Consider the following 20,236-nt stretch of genomic DNA (forward strand, 5'->3'; position numbering starts at 1 on the left):
ACAGAAGGGGCTCTCTTTCCGGAGAGCCCGAGGCGGGTGCATTGATGATTTTTGCGTCTTACGTGCGGGCCTCCGAATGGGAGGCCGATTACGCGTTACGCGGATCGTTCCTCCGATACAAACACCGACTCTTCAGTGAGGTTGCAAAAAATGCGTTGGAATTTTTGGGTTCGCTTCACGCGCGCTTTCCGCTACTTCATTTAGCGCGGAATGGCGGCAATAAATTACAATGGATCTTTTAGCTAAATGATCGCCATTCACGATCGTCATGTCCAGTGAGGGCGTGATCAAACTCGGGTTCGTGCTGGATTTCCGAAAGCGTGAGGTGAACGAAAACCTTCGACTCTGCCCAACTGACCTTGTCGATGGCCTGCGGGGGAATCAGGACGTTCTTCCCAGACCACGAATGACCGGTGGTCACTATCAGGTGACGAATGGCCCAATTTACTTCGTCAATGAGGAAGTCTTCAACGTGGCCAATTTCACCATCCAACGCTTGCAGTTGGTAGCCGGTGACTTCCTGAGTGCTCCTGAGGTGGGAATTTGCTTCGCTCACTTGTTCCTCCTCGTCCGGGTGTTGAGCCTGCCACATCGGGGGAATGATTGGGGCCGGATTCAGTCCCCACAGCCCCGGCCCGCCCCAATAGATTGGCCAGTTGTAATAACGAAAGTAATCACGTTCATGCTGACGCGCGACAGGCAACTCTGTATCGATGGAAGGGCTGTTTTCAATCCTTTCCCGTGTCAGGTTAACCTCCAACAGTTTGCCGGCAGGATAGATGTTGCCGATCGCATAAGGTGAGATCAGCACTTTGTGGCCGGACATCCATGATCCCGTATCGGCCACCAGATATCGAACAACCCAATCCTTATCGTCAAAATAAAATCCGGTGACGTGACCGATTTCCCCATCCAAAGCTTCTAATTTATAGCCATGAAGGTTTTTAACACTGTGTAACATACCAAATTGTCCCTTTCAGGCGCTTACTAGCAATGTGCCATGATTGAATAAACTCTACATCTATGAGGCGGGGGAAGTCGCCTGCTGGGAAGTGCTGCGTGATTTCAGCATTTATGACGCATTAGCTGTGTCCACCTGAAAAAAGTTACTGGGTGCCAAGTGACTGTGCGATGGGTAATACCACGGGTTTTTTGCGGCATAACCTCCCCATTACCCGTTCAACCCTGATTTTCAAGAAGATGCGTGGGGAGTCCGTCTATGGAACGAATGTTCTTTTCCTGCCAGTATTTTTGGATTCCCTCAGGGCCTTTATTTTCCGCCCACTTTTTTAAAGCTGGTCGTTCTTCCTTGAACTCCATAACTGGAACAGCATAGCCGCAGGAGGTCTGAACCGATTCAATTCTCAATACAAAGATCTGGCGCTGGCCTGGAATTTCAGTGAAATAGCGTACGTAGTCCTGCCATCTTGAATCGCGCGGACGGATGACTTCACCTCGACCATAAAGTCTAAGAATCAAAGGCTGTGTCGAAAAACTGCAAAACATGATGGTCATCCGATCGCGCTCGTTCAAATGAGCTGAAGTCTCGTTGCCACTCCCCGTCAAATCCAGATAACAAACGGTCCTGGAATCGAGGCAGCGGAACGTATCCATGCCTTTGGGAGAAAGGTTGATCCGACCCTCTGCAGGAGCGGAGGCTGTGAAAAATACCTTCTGTTCCGAAATAAAACGGATGAGATCAGCATCCAGTTCTGAAAAAAATTTTGCCATATGTTTGGGGCAGTAGCTTGAGCCCGGAATAGTGAGCCATATCTCAAAGCGTGCTCGCAACCCGAATTCAAAACTTGGAACTCGCACGCGGAGTTTAAATCGATTGGTGGATGCCGGAAAAGCTGAAACCAGCGCGCTGCTGATTTAAAACTGAGCAGCTCGTTTGACCTCTTGAAGTCATTAAGGCTACATTGGCGCACATGAACTGGATTTTCTGGGCACTCCTGTCTGCTTTCTTTGCCGGCATCACGGCGATTTTGGCTAAAATCGGCGTGTCGGGAATCGACTCCAACCTTGCTACAGCCGTGAGGACGACCGTGGTCCTGATATTCACCTGGGGAATTGCACTCTCCACCAGCCCGATTGCTTCCCTGGGCGGGCTCTCACGTCGAACCTGGTTGTTCCTGGGCCTGTCAGGCCTGGCTACCGGGCTTTCCTGGCTTTGCTACTTCCGGGCACTTCAATTGGGGCAGGCTTCTCGTGTCGCACCAGTGGATAAGTTGAGTGTCGTGTTCGCAATTATACTGGCAGTCCTGATCTTGCACGAGCGGTTGACCTGGCACCAGTGTGTGGGCGGGGTATTCATTGTGATTGGCGCTGTCATTGTGGCAATGGGCTAAGCCGAGTGTGGGTGCTCAGCCTGGTCTGTGGCAAAGAGGAATTACGATTCTGATTTCTGATTCACTCTGAAATTATCCCGGTAGTGAGCGAGGAAAGTCTAGAATGGAAAACCGAATGAGAAATGAACCGTTCCCGTTGGGTCTCCTCTGCGAGGATTGAGATTGTAGCCGTATTCCAGGCGGACCGGACCGATGAGTGTCCTTAGTCGAAGTCCTCCCCCCACAGAAAAGAGACCCGCATCAAAGGGATAATTCTGAATCTTCTGAGCAAAACCGAGTGAGTCTGAGAAGATGACCACCGAGAACTTTGGAGTCAGGGCTTGTTCCAGTTCCACCGATGCGAGCGAAAACGTTTCCGAGCCGATAATCTGGCCCAAGGCATTCCGTGGTGACGCTTGATCCTCCTGGTAACCGCGAATGGAATTGGCGCCGCCAGTGAAGAATCTCCGATCGAAAGGGCAAATTCTGCTGGGGGTCGCCCTGGGTGACGACTGCTCCATGGGTCAAACCGAGGCTGACCCATCGTCCCTCCCCAAAGTGGATGATGATAGAACCCGGAGAGTTGGAAGCGCTCGTACGCGACATCACCGCCCAGATATTGGTTGGCAATTTCCATGTTGTAATAAATTCTGTAACCGTTACGAGGATATAAGGGGTCATCTCTGCGGTCGTGCCTGATGTCGGTGATTATGGTGCCCACATTCGGATTCTGGGCACCCTCCAAAAAGAATGTTGGGCTTGTATCCGCCGCTTTCAAGATCATGTAATTGTAACGGGTGCTGACGTCCGTCGCTATGGGATGGAAGTATCTATGCAGCCCAAAACCACCGCCGTATTCTTCGCGTAAAAAGGATATTTCCTCACGCCGCAACGCTGAAGCGTTGAGAAAGAAGTCCACATCCCTGCCCAGTATGTCGGGGATGGTGTAGGTGTATTCGCCGCTGGATGATTTGAAGGATTGTACCACCTTAAGACGTTCGGAATGGCCGAGCCCCCAGATGTTTCGATGTTCCGCTTCGAACCCGGCACGCAACAGTTCATAACTGCCATAGCCGAACAGCAGGCTGATATCCACGGTCTTTCCCTCCCTGACATTATAAGTAACGCCGCGGTTGTGCTCGTCCACCTGGTCGTATTTGAGTTGAACGGATTCGAAGGTGCCAAGTTGAGCCAGCCGTGACCGGCCTTCCTCCACTTTTATTCGGTTCAGCAATTCGCCTTCCTGCAATCGCACACGTTTTTTCATAATGGATTCCTTGGTCTTTTCCTGTCCGGCAAAGGCAACTTTTCCCAGGGTAACCTGAGGGCCCTGGTGCACAGTGGCGAGCAGATCGTGCTCGATCAGTTTTCCCACTGTTTCGCGATGGAGGGTTTTTATTTCCACCTGGGTATCCGGATATCCATCATGGAAGCTGTTCGTCTTCAAGTATTGGGTGAAATCCTGCAGCCAATATCTGGAGTAAGTTTGTTGAAAAATAGTGGGAGTGGTTCTGTATGGCGTGGTTTCCTTTTCCTTGAAAAATTCCTCCTGCACCGAGCGGACGACTGACTTCAAACCTTGCTCGACCTTGATGCTGGCATCCACCGCCCCGGTTGTATCATCGCGGTGCAGGGAGGTGACGTAAGCATTGGCACTTTCATAGCCTTTTTGCTCCAGCGCCCCCGAGAGGCTGGAAAGACCGCGCTCAAGCCTTGTCGGGGTATAGACGCGTTTGGATCTAAGATGAATCAGGAAGCCTGTCTCAACAAAATAACCCTGGGCCTGCCCTTCGGAGATGCTTTCCAAGCCTTGGAATTCCAGATTTCGATAATAATACTGGATTCCTTTATGGACTCTAAAACGCACTTCACTAATGGCAAGTGGCCGCGGCAAGGTGTGTTCCAGTCCATCCCGCCATTCAAAGCTTAACTTGCGGCCGTCCTGAAGCGTCAATTCTGAGACAATGAGGGGTTCGAGAAAGCCATCCTCCTTGATTTTGGAGAGCAGAATGGTGATGGCATCTTCAACGAAGTTGGCATCGAGATATTCCAGTTTCTTCTCCGGGGGTTGGAGCAGGACAAGCGAGCGCCTTAAATTGAAGTTTCCGAGGACACCGTATCCGGAGACTTTAATCTTTGCCGGCCTGGTCTTCACTTCGCTCGCGGCAACGGGCAGGCAGAGCAGGCAAAGAAAAATCAATATCCAACCACGGAATCTCGCGGTTCCGAAGCATGATGAATAGTGCGAACGACTTATCTGGTGTAGATGAGCCATTTGAAGCTGCCATGAAATCCCCGAACCGGTCGTACTCACCTATGATCGACCATCTTTCGGTCAATTTGTATTCGACAGCATATGTCGGTTTGCCTTGTTGAGAAATTTCTGTTCCCGAGCGAACTGTAAGACGCTGAGAGCTGCCGGCAAAGCCGTACTTGGAGAGCAGGCTTTTTCCAAGATAAATAGCCAGGCCCTGCGCTCTTTGCTCCGGAGATAATGAATAGTCGCTGCGGGGAAGCTGGCCGGCGCTCAGCATCAGGATAATCTGCTGCGAGCTGAGTGGAGGAAAGGAGGTGAACTGGATAACCGGCCGATCAGCCGGACCGGTGACATCCATTCTAATGTCATATCCGAATTGGCGGGAAGCAGCCAAAATTTGGAGTTGCGGACTATATGGATTTTCACTGGTGAGAGAGATAAATCCAGAGGTGACCTGCAGGTTGCCAAATGGAAATTGTACGAGGCCGGAATCGATTTTGATGTCTCCGAGCGCGGCAGGTTCTTTCAAGGTGCCATGCAGTTTGAGGTTGGAGGAGATTTCCCCGTTGAACAGGGGACTCTGTGCTCGCAGGAAGCGGGTGCCCACCACGTTTAGGTTGAGACGCCAGTCTGCCAGGAATGGAATATCAATGCTGAAATAAGGCGGTCGCTCCGCGGGTGTTGCAATTCTACCGGGAACCAAACCACGGAGGTCCCGAAGAAAGAAGCTGTTACGCAAATGAAGTGTTCCCGAGATCAGCGGCTGGCTGTTGTTGGTCCGGTTGATTGCGAGATCCAAATCACTTCTCAAAATCAGATCCGGTTGTCGGGCGAGCGGAACATTCGAGCCATGCACTTTGACATTGAAAGGTGGCAGGTCGCCGTGCATCCATTCCTCACCGCGCAAATCGGCGTTGCCATCGATGTAGACCAGGGATCCGCCCACGGTCGTGGCAATTTTCAAAGTAACGGCTCGCTCAAGAAATTGCATTTGGGCCTGAATGTTTCGTAACGGCCCCAATGCGCCCAAAGGACGGGTCTGGACACCATCCAGAGTGAGTTTTCCGTCCAGTTTGAGGCCGGGCAAAATGGCCAGGTTGAGGTTTATGACACCTGCGGGGTGAGCAGGGTCGGGAGCAGGGGAGCGAAAGCCGCCACTTGTGCGTTCTCAACAAGGATGTGAGCCCTCGCGTGCAGCAAATCGGGCAGCGTACGTTTTTGAATCAACTTCTTCCAGACCTCCTCGCTCAAGGGAAGTTCACCGGAAGCACGCACTGGTTGTCCTTGGACAGCAAAGAAGAGGTTGTCAATGCGGGCTACAGATTTATCCAGACTCATTTCGAGTTGAAGGTTGTCCATCACCGGGAGTTTGGATTTGGTTTCAGGAAGTTTGATTTGGCGTGCTCGCAAGGTAATTTTTCCCTGCGGTAAATCCCAGGTGCCGGAAACATTCAGATTCAGATGTGGGTCTTGCAGGACGACTCCAGTAAGCGAGGCAATCTCTTCCCAAAAGGCGGAATTGGTCTGGGTGATCGCTTGAAGATCCAGCGGCTTGTCATGGAGAAGATCAACGAGGTTGGTTGGATGATCCGGCCTGATAATAACGGGCAGGAAGCCGGTTGCGGAAAAGATGGGCGCCCCTTTGGTGGAAACAAGAAGGTTGCTGATTGAAATGCCTCCGCCATCTCCAGAAATGCTTCCCGAAATGGCAACTGGAATTCCCCGGGGAGTTGTGCCCTCAGAGGAAAGGCGCGCCTCAAAACGAGCTGGTCCATTGCTCCAGTTGGCTGAGAGAAGCAGGTCGTTGATTTTAAGGTTCGGCAATGGTTTAAGCAGAAAACCATTGAAGAGCCCCGAATCAACTTCGTGAATTGTGTTGGTGAGATTGCCGTGCTCAGGCCAGTGGATATCGCCTTGCAGGCTCACTTGTTTGTCGCCGCCAATCCAGTTCAAGCCATCCAGCTTTACGGAGTAGGTGTGGTTGGAACCTGAACCCTGAGAATCGTTCGGGTGCAAAAATGCGTGAAACGGATGCTCCAGCTGCAAAACCGGTTGTCCATTTGTTTGCAAAGTCAGAATGTCGACAATGAGGGTTGCCTGATTCGTGGAAGCCTGCACCGTGCCATTAAAGGCGAGAGACGAGGCGTCAGCGGAGAGAAGTATTTCAGAATGCAATGAGTTGGTCGCTCGTCCATTCCAATTCAGTTGGAGGTCCAGAGGTTTCAAATCAGGACTGGTGAAATGGATGAGGTTGATTTTTCCGGAATGGGAAAGATCTTTCAAGGGACCTGAAAAGTGTGCAGATAAAACGCTGTTGCTGAAGGAATAACCGGTTGGCAGCCATTCACGGCCAAAAGTTCCATTTAACTGTGCCTCACCTTCGCGGATGGATTTGGCTTTGAGATCCGCTTCGCCTTTGAGAGAAGCTTTGGATCCGTCTGCTAACTCAACATTTGCTTCCTTGAGTGCCAAAACTGGCCAGAGCAGTTGGCCGTGGAATGCCAGGGTCCTGAGATTCACTTTTGGTGCGATGACATTTGAACCGGTCAGGTCAAAAGCGATTTCCGGGAAGTGATTCGTGGTGGGAGAAAAGATTACCTGACCATGTATCATGCCTTGCAACTGCGCCAAAGGTTGGCGGCTTAAATCTGAGACAAGGCTGAAAGTCACCTGGTTGGTGAGCAAGGGACCCTGAAAGTGGATGGTGGCTCTTTGAGTCAGCTCAGCAATTAGCCAGGGCGCGCTCATACGCGCGGTTTCAATGGTAGCGCTTTCGGTGTCGCCTTTAGCATGAAGAGTGAGGTCAAGCGGAGGCAGTTGTGATGGTTCGGATTTCTCCGGCTGAGCATTGGCGCTGAGGTCGAGCACGAAATGGTTGCTTTCCCAATGCGCGAAGAGTGAGCCGGTGAGCGCCTGATAATTCACCGGTTTGAGCATTGTTGCAGGGAGATCGAAGTGTTCGGCTTGGAGAGTTGCTTGTTCGGGCAGTTTTGCATCAGGACGAAAGCTGCCGGTGAGAATCACTGGATTGCCCCGCCACAGATTGGTTGCCTGCAGACTCAGTGCCGTCGGGATTTGTGAGACATGGATGGTTGAACTCAATTCCAAATCGGGCGAATCAATTAGGATGTCGGAACTGCCCGCCTTGTCGCTTTTGAGCTGAAGCGCAAGGCTCTTGCCGTATTTGGGCAGGTTCATCTCAGCGGTCAGGCTGCCGTTTTGCCAGCGAGCATTGGGAATTCGCACCGTGAGGGCATTTGCTTGCATGGCGCCGTTGGTGAGAAGCGCCTGGGGTATCCAACGGTGCAGAGTTGAGAGTGTTTCGTTGATTGTTTGGACCGTATTGTAAGGAGAGACGGGTTTGTTTGGCGGTGCGTTTGAGCCGGGAGATTGCTGGGTAAGCAGCCAATCATCCATGCGAAGGAAGTTTGGTGGATTTTGCCCAGTCGTGAATTTTTTAAAGAGCCAGACCGTGGGGACGAATGCCTCGAGTCGTTTGGCTGTTACGGTGGTGGTGCTGTTGGTATAGGCAACATCGATCAAGGCAAAGCGTGCATACCCGACTCTTTCATAAGTTGAGTAATGGAGGCCGTGGCGATTTGAAAGCGGTTTTAAAAGCCAGGGCTGCCAGAGGGGCAAGGAAGCCGCCAGCAAAAGAATAAAGAATGCAAACAGGGCAAGCCCCAGAAGGAACTTTCTAACACGTCTGCGTGGGGCCATGTAATTTCTCCGAATGATGATGGGCCAAGTTGGCTCGGGGACGAGATTAGACCAAAAGGACCGCGTACGTCCATTGGGGTGATTCCCCTTATAATAAAGTGGAAAGGGATCGCGTTGGCAGTCACGCAGATTCCTCCCGGTATTCGGTGTTTGATTGAATAGTTCTCTTCAATTTTTGGCGGGTTCGGAAAGGCAATGAGCCCTTTTCTCCGACGCATGGTAAATCAGTATTCCGTGAAGACCTGACTTATCAACAAACTTACCTGATTTTCCCTTGAGAATGGCACTTTTCATGCTGCCAAATTCGCGCCTCAATGGGTGCTGTTCTTGGGTCGGAAAACGGAATTCCTAGTGAATTAATTGTTCTAATCAAAGCTCGATTGGCCAAAATGTTATGAAATGCAAGTCTCTTCTCCTGCTTGGCGCTGTACTGGCCAGTCTATTCACTGCTGTTACCCCGGTCGTCGCCCAGGGTACGCTGTTTACTTACCAGGGTCGGCTGAACACGAGTGGCAGCCCGGCTAATGGACTTTATGATTTTCGCTTCAAGGTATACCTGGATTCGCTTGGCACGGCGCAGGTCGGCAGCGCCTTTGTGACCAATGCCATTCCGACGACCAACGGTTTGTTCACCACGGGGATAGACTTTGGCGCAGGCGTTTTCACCGGCAGCAATTATTGGCTGGAAGTGGATGTCAGAACCAATGGAGTGGGCAGCTACACCGTGCTGACTCCGTTGCAACCGGTGACGCCGACGCCGTATGCCATTTTTGCGAACACAGCGAGCAACCTGACCGGCACGCTGCCGGCCACACAATTGAGTGGTGCGGTGCCCAGCGCAAACTTGAGCGGCTCCTACGGTAGCGCGGTAACCTTCAATAATGCCAACGGTAATTTCAGCGGCAATGGCAGTGGCTTGACGGGGGTGAACGCGGCGACGTTGAATGGATTGAATTCGTCCAGTTTCTGGCGTACCGGTGGCAATACCAATACAGTTCCGGGTTCGAACTATCTCGGCACGGCTGATAACCAGCCACTGGAAGTCCGGGTCAATAACACCCGGGTAATGCGGTTCGAGCCGGACACGCGCGGTTTGAACGCTGGCAATGTGATTGGCGGTTATATCTCCAACTCGGTGGCACAACCCAGTTCGGGCAGTGATGTGATCGTGGGTGGCGGTTATAGCGGTGGCCCGAATCTGATTTATTCCAATTCCAGCGGCGTGTTTATCGGCGCGGGCTCCGGCAATGTAGTCGGCCCTAACGTGAACGATGCGGCGATCCTGGGAGGATTTGGCAACAACATCCAGGGCTGGGATTCGACCATTAGCGGCGGCCAATTTAACTCGATTCAACTCAATGCCTCCCTTGCGAGCATCGGCGGTGGCAATTTAAACACCATCGGATATGGGGCGGGTGGAGCAATCATCGGTGGTGGTTATACCAATACCATCCAGGCTTATGCTGATCATTCGATCATCGCCGGCGGCTGGCAGAACATGATTGAAACCAATGCGTATGAATCCGTGATCAGTGGCGGCGAATTCAATGACCTTCAGCAAGGCTCGCTATGGTCGGTCATCGCCGGCGGGGAGTCCAATACCAACGGTGCGAGTTACTCCTTCATTGCCGGAGGGATCAACAATACGATCCAGTCAGGGGCCTACTACTCAACCATAGGCGGCGGCTCAGGCAATCTCATTCAGACCAACGCCAATTTCGCAATCATCAGCGGCGGGCAGGGTAATGTGATTCAGCCAAGTTCCTCCTATTCCTACTCGGTCATCGACGGAGGCTTCGACAACACGATCCAGACCAATGTAAATTTTGCTGTCATCGGTGGCGGTTGGTTTAACCAGGTTCTGACCAACGGATCGTTTTCAACGATTGGCGGAGGCATCGGCAACGTCGCTTCCGGACTGGGCGCGGTCATTGGCGGTGGAAGTCTGATTGCGTATTCGAATTATAATGCGAGCTATAGGGCCAACCTGGCTTCCGGCCTCAGTTCGGTGGTGCCTGGTGGCGCGGGAAATTCCGCGGCGGGAAAATTCAGCATGGCGGCTGGATTCCGCGCCTTTGCGCTACAGGACGGCACGTTTGCCTGGGGAGATTCCCAGAATGCGGATCTTATTTCAACGAGCCCCAACCAGTTTTTGGTTCGCGCCAGCGGAGGCGTAGGCATTAACACGAACAACCCCGGCGCGAATGCACTCTCCGTGTCGGGTTCGGCGCTGGTGACTGGCTCCATGCAAGTGGCGGGTCCGGCCCAGGTCACGGGCACTTTTCGGTCCGGCTCGGAAATCGGCACCTCAGAACTGCCATCGCCGGCGGGTTTGGTGGTTCGTCGTGTCAACAGCACGAATGTCACCTCCGGTCTGGTGATTGCTCGAACCGATACAGTGCTGCTGGAGCGGGATGGCACGCATGGTGGTTTTTACATTGGTGTTCTGCCTTCGTCGGGGAACGTAACCGTGGCGTGCATGGGCATAAACAGTTCCGGCACGCCGATAAACTTTTATACAACCTTTGGCAATTCGGCCAGCGGCCAATCACAACAAATTTACACGGATGCGCAAAATGTCGTTCATTTTGAATGCACGTTTGGCCGGACGTATGATGCCGGTCAACATCTGACCACTGTCACCCTCTCCCGATATGGCGCGGACTATTACTGGTCCGGCACGCTGACATCGACTTACAACCAATGAAAACATTATTTCTCCTGCTCCTGTTGTTCTGCGCCCATGCCGTTTTTGCGCAACCATTCAGCATCGATTGGTATAAAATTGCTGGCGGCGGTGGTCGTAGCAGCGGCGGGTTGTTTGAAGTCAACGGCACCATCGGCCAGCACGATGCCAGCACCCCAATGTCCGGCGGCAATTTTTCGTTGACCGGCGGATTCTGGGCGCTTTCGGCCGTGCAAACGGTGGGGGCACCCACGCTCTTCCTCACGCAATCTGGAAATAACGTCGTTCTTTCGTGGGCCGCTCCGGCCCCGGGTTTCGTGCTGGAGAGCAACAGCAGTGTGACAGCATCGAATAGCTGGCTTATCGTTTCACCCACGCCGGTGAGCACGAATGGATTTAATTACGTCACCAATCTCATCACGCCTGGAAACAAGTTCTACCGTCTGCAGCATCCATGATCGGTGACAGCGTCTGGCTTGCCTATTCTTCTTCCGACCGCCGGAAAGTGAAAGAGCCCGCCTCGCGCTGGGAGGCGGAGGCGGTCGTGGTTAAAGCTCGTTGACGTTACGGGCTGTTTTGCTGATTCTCCGGCTATGAGAATTTTCCGGTGGTTGCCTGTGCTGGTCTGTTTCGTCCTGACGGCAGTGGTTTTGCCTGCGATTGCTGAAGCTCCATTTTCGTTCGAGTCGACGCCGGGCAAGTTGCCGAAGAGCGTGGTGCCGCGGCACTATGCGATTCGTATTGAACCGGATTTGGAAAAGTTTACCACGCGCGGCACAGTGGTGGTGGACATCGAGGTGCGTAAGCCGGTGAGGGAGATTGTGCTGAATGCATTGAATTTGGAGATCACGTCAGCAACGCTTTTCACCGGCAAGGAGATGGCGCTTAAACCCACGTTGAACAAGGAGCAACAGATATTGACTTTGGGGCTTCCGAACGAAATTTCTGCGGGCAAGTACAAATTAAAGTTGGAGTTTGCGGGTGAGATTGGAGAAAAGGCGGAGGGATTGTTCTACGTGAAGTATGCCACGGAGACTGGCAAAAAAGTGATGTTGGGAACCCAGATGGAGCCGACCGATGCACGTCGAATGTTTCCCTGTTGGGATGAGCCGGTTTTTCGCGCGAGCTTCGAAATGACGGTGGTGGTGCCGGAAAAGCATCTGGCGATTTCCAACATGCCAGTGGAAAAGGAGAGAAAACTCTCCAACGGAATGAAAGAGGTAAAGTTTGGGCGCACACCGCCGATGGCAAGTTATTTAGTGGTGCTGGTGTCGGGTGAGTTGGAAGCGCTGAAAGGAACAACCGAAGGAGTGGATATTCGTATCATCACCACTGAAGGGAAAAAGGAACAAGGACACTATGCACTCGAATCGGTGCAGAACATTTTGGCTTATTACAATCAATACTTTGGGATCAAGTATCCATTGCCGAAGCTTGATTTGATTGCGGTTCCGGGCGGTTTTCAAGGGGCCATGGAAAATTGGGGCGGCATTACTTACAACGAAAGACTGCTGCTGTTTGATCCGAAGGCCAGTTCGGCAGAAACGAAGCAACGAGTGTTCAGTGTCGTTGCCCATGAAATGGCGCACCAATGGTTTGGCAATCTCGTGACCACAGCGTGGTGGGATAATCTTTGGCTCAATGAAGGGTTCGCTTCCTGGATGGCGTCCAAGGCGACGGACCATTTCAATCCTGAGTGGCAGGTTTCGCTCGCCGCAAGTTTGGATAAGGCAGGCGTAATGAGCGATGATGCGCGGAGTGCCACGCACCCGATTCAGAAGGCGGTTAAAAATGAGAGTGAGGCGAACGATGCCTTCGACCAGATTACCTACCGAAAGGGACAGGCATTTCTGCGCATGCTCGAGAATTATCTCGGCGAGGAAACGTTCCGTGCCGGCATCCACAGTTATTTATCCAAGCATCGGTTTTCAAATACCACAACTGCTGATCTTTGGGAGGCGCTGGGAAAAGCTTCCCATAAGCCAGTGCAGGCAATTGCCGCGGGATGGACTGAGCAGCCGGGATTGCCGTTGGTAAAGGTGAAAACTGAGTGTATCGATGGAAAACAATTGGTGGTCCTCGAACAGGAGCGTTTCACGGTGCGGGATCCCAATGCCAAACCACTGGAATGGAGGATTCCCATTGCTTTGATCGGTTCGGTAGCGAACGCAGGCTTGTCTCGTGGAGAACATTCGAATGTTGCTGCCAAATCGGTTTACACATTGCTTGGAGAATCCCGGGGCACAGTTTACTTCACTAATTGCAACCAGATCGTGAAGGCCAATGCTGGGAATGCGGGGTATTATCGGGTTGTATATCAACCCGAGTTGTTTCAAAGGCTGGTGCAACATATCCACGAACTGCCGGAGATTGATCGGCTCGATTTGCTTCAAGACAGCTGGGGAATGGTGGAAGCAAACCGGGGTTCGGTCGAAAGCTATTTAACCCTGGTTGAGTCGTTGCGAAATGAGAAGTCGTGGGCCATCTGGAGCCAGGTTTTGTCAGTGCTGGAATTGTTCGACAACTTGGAGCAAGGGCGCACGGAACAGCGGGCGGCTTTCGAGCAGTATGCGTGCACTTTGATTCAGCCACAGTTGGCCCGATTAGGCTGGGAAGCCAAAGCGGGTGAGACGATCACGGATACGCTATTGCGCAGTCGGGTCATTTCCTTGTTAGGTCAATTTGGAGATAAGGGTGTGATGAGCGAGGCAAGGTTGCGTTATGGAAAATTTTTGACCAACCCGGAATCCCTTTCGGCAGACCTGCGTCCACCTGTTTTAAGAATTGTGGGGCGCTACAGCGACAAAAAGACCTATGATGAAATCCATGAACTGGCGCGCAAAGCAAAAGGAACGGAAGAACGGCAGCTTTATTATCGCGCGCTGGCGGGTGCATTGGATGTTGAGTTGGCCAGGGAGAATCTGGCAATTTCGTTGACCAACGAGACCGTTCCACAGGAAGCGACGCGTATGGTTGGCGAAGTGGCAACTTTTGGTGAGCATGGAGAATTGGCATGGCAATTCACGCAGGAGCATCTTCAAGATTTGTTAAAACGCGTGGAGGCTTTTCGGCGCAATGGATATGTGCCGTCGATTATGGGAGCATTTTCTGACAATGGCCGGGCTGATGAACTGGTCCAGTACGTAACCGCTCATCTCTCCATGGATGGATTGACCAAGGCAAAAGAAGTAGCTGAGACAATTCGGTTGAAGGCTGATCTGAAAGACCGGGAGTTACCAAGGGTGGATCAATGGGTGAACAGGCGCGCCGAGCCGACAAAAATTCCTTAACTCCGTCCTTATTAGTGAACCCTTGAAGCAAAACGATAGCCCTGCCAGCCATGGCAAAGCCTCTGCAAGGCTGATCAAAGAACTTCCCGGCAAGCTTTGCTTTCCGCCTGCTTTTTAAGCTTCAGCTGCTTGCGGCGCTGGTATGCCTGAAAATAGGGCATGCCAATAAGTACCCATAAGCAGGCAGCAATGCAGAATCCTATCAAAGTTTTGAAAACCATAAAACGCATCCGATTCAAAAATGGAACGCATCAAAAAAAGAACGGTTAAAGACTGAGTATCGAGCGGCTTTCTATTATGAGAGTGCGACTATCATATCAGCGGAGTGCTAAATGTCAAGAAAAGGAAGGATTTGCGCCGGCTTTTATTTGAAATCAACATATAATCCAGCGGGCTGCAAATATATATGTATATTGAGAACAAAAATGCTTTGCCTGCTGGTGTTGGTGGCTTTGCTGAGTGGTCTGAATTTACGGGCTTGGAGCGGAGCAGGGCGGTCGCATTGGATAAAGGATATTTGCAAGGTGAGTTGAAAGGCAGCACCAGTCCGGAGCGAGCGCATTCATTGCCGGGCGACTATACCAAAAATGCGAAAGCTGTTGCAGAGCGCAGAGCCGCACTTGCCGGCTATCGATTGGCCGATGAGATTCAGAAGTGTCTGCGTTAACTGGTGCTGCCGGGAAACTTTGAGGCGTGGGAGATTGCACAAACCTGGGATTTATCTCCCGTTGCGACTAAAACGGAGGCCCGGTCAGGTTTGTCTCCGACCGGGCCATGCGTTTGAAAATCACCAACTCCTCAATGGAGGAGTCTTAAAATTTGGATCAAGGCTTGGCGCTTACATCCAGGCAAACCAAATCGCCACGAGCGTTGCGGCAGTAAATCTTTCCGTTCGACAGGACGGGCACGGTCCAACATTTGCCGCCGAGTACTTGAGCGCGGGAAGCGGGTTTGAATTCTGTGGGCGAAGCTTCGGCGGCCATCAATTCACCCTTGTCACTCAATCCAATGATTTTCCCATCAGCCAACATGAGCGAACCTTTTCCGAAACTTTTTTCACTCCATTTTACGTCGCCTGTGTCCCAGGTGAGACACTTGAGTTCGTTTTCGTCCACGCCATAAATGAAACCTTTCCACAGGACGGAACTGGCGAAATGATTGCGCATATTCTTGTTTTCCCAGAGCTGTTTCGGTTCGCCACCGCTGATATCGATGATGGCACAGCCATGATTGTAACCCGAGGAAACAAAAATTTTGCCATCTGCAATGATGGGCTCAGCGGCATTCACGTCGTACTGAGTTTTCCAGGGATAATGCCACACTTCCTTGCCATTCTTTACATTCACGACCACCAGGTCTTTTGCGGCAACAATGGCAACGCAACGATTTTTTTCGTAATCAAACGGGACCGGAGTTGCATAACCGGAGACACCCTTGCCTGAACTCCATACCACCTTGCCGTTTTTTTTATCGAAAGCCGTGCCTGCTTCACCGACATTGAGAATGGCAAGATCTCCTTCGATTAATACCGAACCAGCAAAACCCCAGGTTGGAATTTCAAGGCCAAGTCCCTTGTTCACATTGGTGGACCAAATAACAGAACCCTTGTTGGCATCCAAACAATAGAGGTCACCTTTTTTGCTCATCGTGTAGACCTGGTCGCCATCGACTGTAGGCGTGCTGCTGGAACCGCCTTCATAATACTTGGGATCCAATGGACAATCATAAGTATGTTTCCATACCACTGCACCAGAGTTCGCAGCGAAACAGTATACAGTGTCCTTGTCATCCTTGTTGCCCATCGCATAGACATGTCCTTTGCTGACTGCCAGGGAAGAAAAGCCGGTGCCAATGGATGCTTTCCAAAGTTGTTTTGGGCCGTCTGCCGGCCAGTTCACCTGCCAACCCGTCTCCTTGGAAATGCCATTGAGATCCGGCCCGCGAAAGCGATACCAGTCCGCGGCGCAGGCAGCACCGGTGAGTGTGGCGAAGGTACAGGCCACCAAAACAATTTTTGCAGCCAGGCGTGATGGAAATGCAAACCGAGACTCGCGTCTGTGCACAATGGATTTAAAATCGTGATTGGAGCCTGTTCTCATGGGGCATCATTACTGCAAGCCTGTGGCTGTGTCAATGTGGCATGGTTAAGCTGTCTTGCCGCGCCTGAGCGTTCGGGAGGGAGAAACCTGTCGGCTCGACAAAATTCCCGGGAAAGGCCAAGCTTTCCCCGATGGCACTGAACACAGATTCTCGCCTGGACCGACTGTGGAAGGAATATAGCCTGGCCTTCCAGGATTTTGATGATTTGACTCTGGCGCGATGGCTGGCCCAAACCCTGGGCCAGTTGGAGGGCCGCGTCTGGCGGCTGTCGCATCCTTTATTGGGAGCTTATCGCCTGGCCGCCCAGTTGGGGCATCGTCGTCAAGTTTGGTTGAAGCGTTTGGCGACTGCTCCTGCCGCATATATGGAGGCTCCTTGTTGCCGGGCGCCGCTATTGCCATTGTTAACTCGTGACGTTCGGGAATCCGGATTGATCTGCCAGCACTGCACTGAAACAGCGGTGTCTTTTGAAGAAATTCCAACAACCTTGCGAGCCGAGCTTGATGCCTGGGCAGCGCGGTATGCTCCCATTCACGCAGTCGCGCATTGGGATAATCAGCAACGCAAGAGCGCTGCAAATTACGATCTTGCCTATGAAAATGCTGTTGAGCAGGCAGAACAAATGCTCGTAACGCTCAGCACCAAAATTATGCCAAAACTTTTGGATCATTATCCGGCCGCAGTTTGGGAGGATCAGGATGAATGTCTCTCCGTTCAACCCGAGGATCTTGAGCTGTAACGGCTATCGGTTAGGGATGTCGCAAATGGCATTGTTCAGTGAGTATAAGTCTGGTAGAAGGAGACCATGAAGTTCCTGTTCCGATGGGCTTTTCGCCTCTTCATTCTGCTGGTTGTCCTGGTGATCGCTGGCATTTTGTTGCTCGATACCATCGCGAAGGAGGTGGCTGAATACCGGATCAGACGTCAGACTGGCCTTGATGTAAAAATCGGCAGGATGCAGGTCGGTATCTTTAATTCCAGGGTCACGATTGAAAATTTGGTTATTTATAACACTGCGGAATTTGGTGGTTCACCTTTAATTGATCTGCCCGAACTGCACGTCGAATACGATCGAGACTCGCTTCTTTCCCACAAGCTGCATTGCAAGCTGGTTCGATTTAATCTCGCACAACTAAATCTTGTAGAGGACAAAAACGGAAACCTCAATGTCGCGCAGTTGCAAGCGAGGATGCAGAAAACCAATGGCCAAATCAATCCGGCGGGTACCAATAAGACCTTGCAAACCCACCTTAAATTCACTGGAATTGATACGTTAAACCTTACTCTCGGCAAGGCTACGGTGTTGAATATGAAACAACCCAAGGATGTGGTCCAAATCACGATGGACCTCCGCAACCAGGTGCTTACGAATGTTCAGTCGGTGCAGGATCTGGGAGGAGTAGCTTTGCTGGTTGCGCTAAAGAACGGTCAAGTCATGGATAAAACGCTGCAAAACTGGTTGGTTCAGTTTGGTTGGCCAGCGAAATAGCAGATTCTTTGTCTGCCAATTGAGGGGGAGCGGCGACAATCAAGGCTTACCGCGGTCATGCGGGGAAATTAGATGATTACCTTGAACTCCTCCCCCTTCTTAAGGGAAAGAGCAAAGGCGGCCATTAATTCCGGAATCTTTTCCAGGTCCGCGAGGCTTACTACTTCCACAGGTGAGTGCATATAGCGGTTGGGCAGACTGATCAGGGCGCTGGGTATGCCGCCCCGGGTCCAGAAGATCACATCGGTGTCGGTCCCGCTGGTGTTGGAAATAGCCTCGTGCTGTAGTGGAATGTTTTTCGCCTTTGCGAGCTCTTCAATCCGGTTAACCACTTCGGCATGATTACAGCCACCATGCGTCACGGTGGGTCCCTGGCCGATCTTTACATTTCCATGCTGCGCCTTGTTGACGGTCGGGAAATCTGTTGCATGGGTCACGTCCACCACGAGTGCCACGTCCGGTTTAAGCGTGTAGGCAATCTGGCGGGCACCGAGGAGCCCGACTTCCTCCTGCACGTTGGAAACGGCACAGATTTCTGCCTGCAATTTGCCCTTGGAACGTTGTAGCAAGCGCAGAGTTTCTGCGACTGCGAAGGTGCCGATTCGATTATCGAAGGCGCGCGCCACGGCCAGGTCATTGCGCAAAAGCTCAAACTCGTCATTAAGGGTTATCGGATCTCCGACTCGCACCAACTTTTCTGCCTCCTTCGCGCTGCTCACACCGATGTCGATGAAAAGGTCATGCATCTTTGGCAATTTACGGTCCTCTTCCTGTCTGGTAAGGTGCGGCGCGACGTTTCCAACCACGCCTTTTACCGGGCCATTGCGGGTGTGGATGATGACGCGCTGGGCCTTGGTTATGGCTGGATCGATGCCGCCCATTTTCTTCACGTAAATAAAACCCTCGGGATCGATATAATTCACACCCATGGCGATTTCATCCGCATGGGCTGCGAGCATGAGTTTTGGAGAGCCTCCTTTGTTCAAAACGGCGACACAATTTCCATAAGCGTCGGAAAACGTTTCATCGGCAAAAGCCTTCACATAATCGAGCCAAACACGTTGTCCGCGGGTTTCATATCCCGTCGGACTGGGGGTATTAACCAAAGCTTCAAGGAAGTTTAGTGATTCGTCGCGCATGCCGCCATTATGCCAAGGCCTCATCCAAAATTCAAAGTTCAAATTGCATCGAAGCAGCGGGCCTTGGAGTCGGTTGCCACCACGCCAGTTCTCGACACGTGCCAAATCTTTCATTACGATTTATGGAGTGCGTAGTCAGTTGCTAAAAAATGTAAGTCGTATCGTGGTCAAGTTGGGCACCGGTGTTCTGACCGATAGCCGGAAACAGCCCGATTTGGCGCAGATGGAACAATTGGTGGCTCAGGTCGCAGAGCAATGCCGGGCTGGAAGGGAAGTTGTGCTGGTCTCTTCTGGCGCGGTGGGTTCAGGCATGGGCGCGTTGGGTTATAAAAAGCGGCCCGCTGAACTGGCTGAATTGCAGGCTTGCGCTGCCGTGGGACAATCGCGTTTGATGGCCACTTACGAAGGATTATTTGCCAAACACAACATTAACGTCGCCCAGGTATTGTTGACGCATGAGGATTTGCAGGGACATGAGCGGCATCTCAACGCACGTAATACGCTGGTAACCTTGCTGAAGCATCGGGTGGTGCCGATCATTAATGAGAACGATGCCATTTCATTCACTGAGCTGAAATTTGGTGACAACGACAAGCTATCCGCACTGGTGGCTTCAATGCTGCCGGCTGATCTTCTCGTCATACTAACCACTGTGGACGGGGTTATTGAAAACTTCGGAAAGTCAGAGGCGCGCGTGATTTCCACGATTCAGCAGGTAGATGGTGAAATAGAAAGCCAGGTCGGCGGTACAGATAGCGAGACGGCTGTTGGCGGCATGACGTCAAAAATCCAGGCAGCCAAGATCGTTATTCGTTCCGGTGTCCCGTTAGTGATTGCGTCGGGACGCAAGCCGAATGTCATAGAGGATATTCTTAAGGGTGAGGATGAGGGGACGCTTTTCGTTCCTCAACCAACACGTCTGCAGGGACGCAAGCGTTGGATCGCATTTTTCCATCATCCCAAGGGCACGTTGTTTGTGGATGAGGGAGCCAAAATTGCCTTGCGTGAGAATGGCAAAAGCCTGCTGCCTCCCGGAGTTGTACGCTGTGAAGGTGAGTTTACAGCGGGCGATGTATTACGTATCTGCGACCTCGATGGAACTGAATTTGCGCGTGGGATTTGCAATTACACTTCTGAAGCCATTACCGCCCGACAGTTTGACAGCTCGGAAGTGATGCATCGGGATGATCTGGTGATTTTGTAAGCTGTTTTCCCCGGGAAGCCG

General features: G+C 51.9%; 16 protein-coding genes. 8 read left to right on the top strand and 8 right to left on the bottom strand.

Annotation, left to right across the window (positions count from 1 at the left end; genetic code table 11):
* Positions 1–238 precede the first annotated feature (238 nt).
* Both CFLAV_RS17110 and CFLAV_RS17115 read right to left on the bottom strand, forming a co-directional pair.
* Positions 239–961, bottom strand: coding sequence for a PRC-barrel domain-containing protein (locus tag CFLAV_RS17110; protein WP_007416037.1), 723 nt, complete (start codon positions 959–961; stop codon positions 239–241).
* A 218-nt stretch (positions 962–1,179) separates the two neighbouring features.
* Positions 1,180–1,731 (bottom strand): pyridoxamine 5'-phosphate oxidase family protein, encoded by a 552-nt coding sequence (locus CFLAV_RS17115; protein ID WP_007416038.1) that lies wholly within the window; start codon positions 1,729–1,731, stop codon positions 1,180–1,182.
* 200 nt (positions 1,732–1,931) lie between these two features.
* Between CFLAV_RS17115 and CFLAV_RS17120 the strand changes: the two genes are divergently transcribed.
* Positions 1,932–2,351, top strand: a complete 420-nt coding sequence (locus CFLAV_RS17120) for an EamA family transporter (protein WP_007416039.1) — start codon at positions 1,932–1,934, stop codon at positions 2,349–2,351.
* A gap of 98 nt (positions 2,352–2,449) precedes the next feature.
* Here CFLAV_RS17120 and CFLAV_RS37875 read toward each other — a convergent pair whose 3' ends face one another.
* Genes CFLAV_RS37875 through CFLAV_RS17140 form a run of 4 tightly spaced genes read right to left on the bottom strand, consistent with a single transcriptional unit; the run spans position 2,450 to position 8,307 of the window.
* Positions 2,450–2,770, bottom strand: a complete 321-nt coding sequence (locus CFLAV_RS37875) for a BamA/TamA family outer membrane protein (protein WP_425500533.1) — start codon at positions 2,768–2,770, stop codon at positions 2,450–2,452.
* Positions 2,665–4,485, bottom strand: coding sequence for a POTRA domain-containing protein (locus CFLAV_RS17130; protein WP_007416040.1), 1,821 nt, complete (start codon positions 4,483–4,485; stop codon positions 2,665–2,667). The genes CFLAV_RS37875 and CFLAV_RS17130 overlap by 106 nt, the downstream gene beginning before the upstream one ends.
* On the bottom strand, positions 4,460–5,674 hold the full coding sequence (locus CFLAV_RS17135) for a translocation/assembly module TamB domain-containing protein (RefSeq protein ID WP_040549212.1): 1,215 nt from the start codon (positions 5,672–5,674) through the stop codon (positions 4,460–4,462). The genes CFLAV_RS17130 and CFLAV_RS17135 overlap by 26 nt, the downstream gene beginning before the upstream one ends.
* 17 nt (positions 5,675–5,691) lie before the next feature.
* Complete coding sequence (locus tag CFLAV_RS17140; RefSeq protein WP_007416042.1) at positions 5,692–8,307, bottom strand: translocation/assembly module TamB domain-containing protein; 2,616 nt, start codon at positions 8,305–8,307, stop codon at positions 5,692–5,694.
* A 394-nt stretch (positions 8,308–8,701) separates the two neighbouring features.
* Here CFLAV_RS17140 and CFLAV_RS17145 point away from each other — a divergent pair, with 394 nt between their 5' ends.
* The 4 genes from CFLAV_RS17145 (at position 8,702) to CFLAV_RS17160 (ending at position 14,950) form a co-directional block, all read left to right on the top strand.
* Positions 8,702–11,014, top strand: coding sequence for a beta strand repeat-containing protein (locus CFLAV_RS17145; RefSeq protein ID WP_007416043.1), 2,313 nt, complete (start codon positions 8,702–8,704; stop codon positions 11,012–11,014).
* On the top strand, positions 11,011–11,451 hold the full coding sequence (locus CFLAV_RS32545) for a hypothetical protein (RefSeq protein ID WP_007416044.1): 441 nt from the start codon (positions 11,011–11,013) through the stop codon (positions 11,449–11,451). Before CFLAV_RS17145 ends, CFLAV_RS32545 begins: the two co-directional genes overlap by 4 nt.
* A 135-nt stretch (positions 11,452–11,586) precedes the next feature.
* A complete protein-coding gene (locus CFLAV_RS17155; RefSeq protein WP_007416046.1) occupies positions 11,587–14,283 on the top strand; it encodes a M1 family metallopeptidase in 2,697 nt (898 codons plus the stop codon).
* A 406-nt stretch (positions 14,284–14,689) separates the two neighbouring features.
* Positions 14,690–14,950, top strand: a complete 261-nt coding sequence (locus tag CFLAV_RS17160; RefSeq protein ID WP_007416048.1) for a hypothetical protein — start codon at positions 14,690–14,692, stop codon at positions 14,948–14,950.
* Between the two features lie 157 nt (positions 14,951–15,107).
* On the opposite strand, the gene CFLAV_RS17165 is transcribed toward CFLAV_RS17160, so the two are convergent.
* Positions 15,108–16,382: a PQQ-binding-like beta-propeller repeat protein gene (locus tag CFLAV_RS17165; RefSeq protein ID WP_007416049.1), complete on the bottom strand. Its 1,275-nt coding sequence runs from the start codon at positions 16,380–16,382 to the stop codon at positions 15,108–15,110.
* 131 nt (positions 16,383–16,513) lie between these two features.
* Here CFLAV_RS17165 and CFLAV_RS17170 point away from each other — a divergent pair, with 131 nt between their 5' ends.
* A complete protein-coding gene (locus tag CFLAV_RS17170; RefSeq protein WP_007416050.1) occupies positions 16,514–17,122 on the top strand; it encodes a hypothetical protein in 609 nt (202 codons plus the stop codon).
* A gap of 66 nt (positions 17,123–17,188) precedes the next feature.
* The gene (locus CFLAV_RS17175; protein ID WP_007416051.1) at positions 17,189–17,872 is read left to right on the top strand and encodes a DUF748 domain-containing protein; all 684 of its coding nucleotides are present in this window, start codon (positions 17,189–17,191) and stop codon (positions 17,870–17,872) included.
* Between the two features lie 68 nt (positions 17,873–17,940).
* Here the strand turns inward: CFLAV_RS17175 and CFLAV_RS17180 are convergent, their stop codons facing one another.
* The gene (locus CFLAV_RS17180) at positions 17,941–19,011 is read right to left on the bottom strand and encodes a M42 family metallopeptidase (RefSeq protein ID WP_040549213.1); all 1,071 of its coding nucleotides are present in this window, start codon (positions 19,009–19,011) and stop codon (positions 17,941–17,943) included.
* Between CFLAV_RS17180 and proB the strand changes: the two genes are divergently transcribed.
* The gene (proB, locus tag CFLAV_RS17185; protein ID WP_202796911.1) at positions 19,010–20,215 is read left to right on the top strand and encodes a glutamate 5-kinase; all 1,206 of its coding nucleotides are present in this window, start codon (positions 19,010–19,012) and stop codon (positions 20,213–20,215) included. The genes CFLAV_RS17180 and proB overlap by 2 nt on opposite strands.
* Positions 20,216–20,236 lie beyond the last annotated feature (21 nt).

Source organism: Pedosphaera parvula Ellin514, from assembly GCF_000172555.1.
Lineage (GTDB): Bacteria > Verrucomicrobiota > Verrucomicrobiia > Limisphaerales > Pedosphaeraceae > Pedosphaera.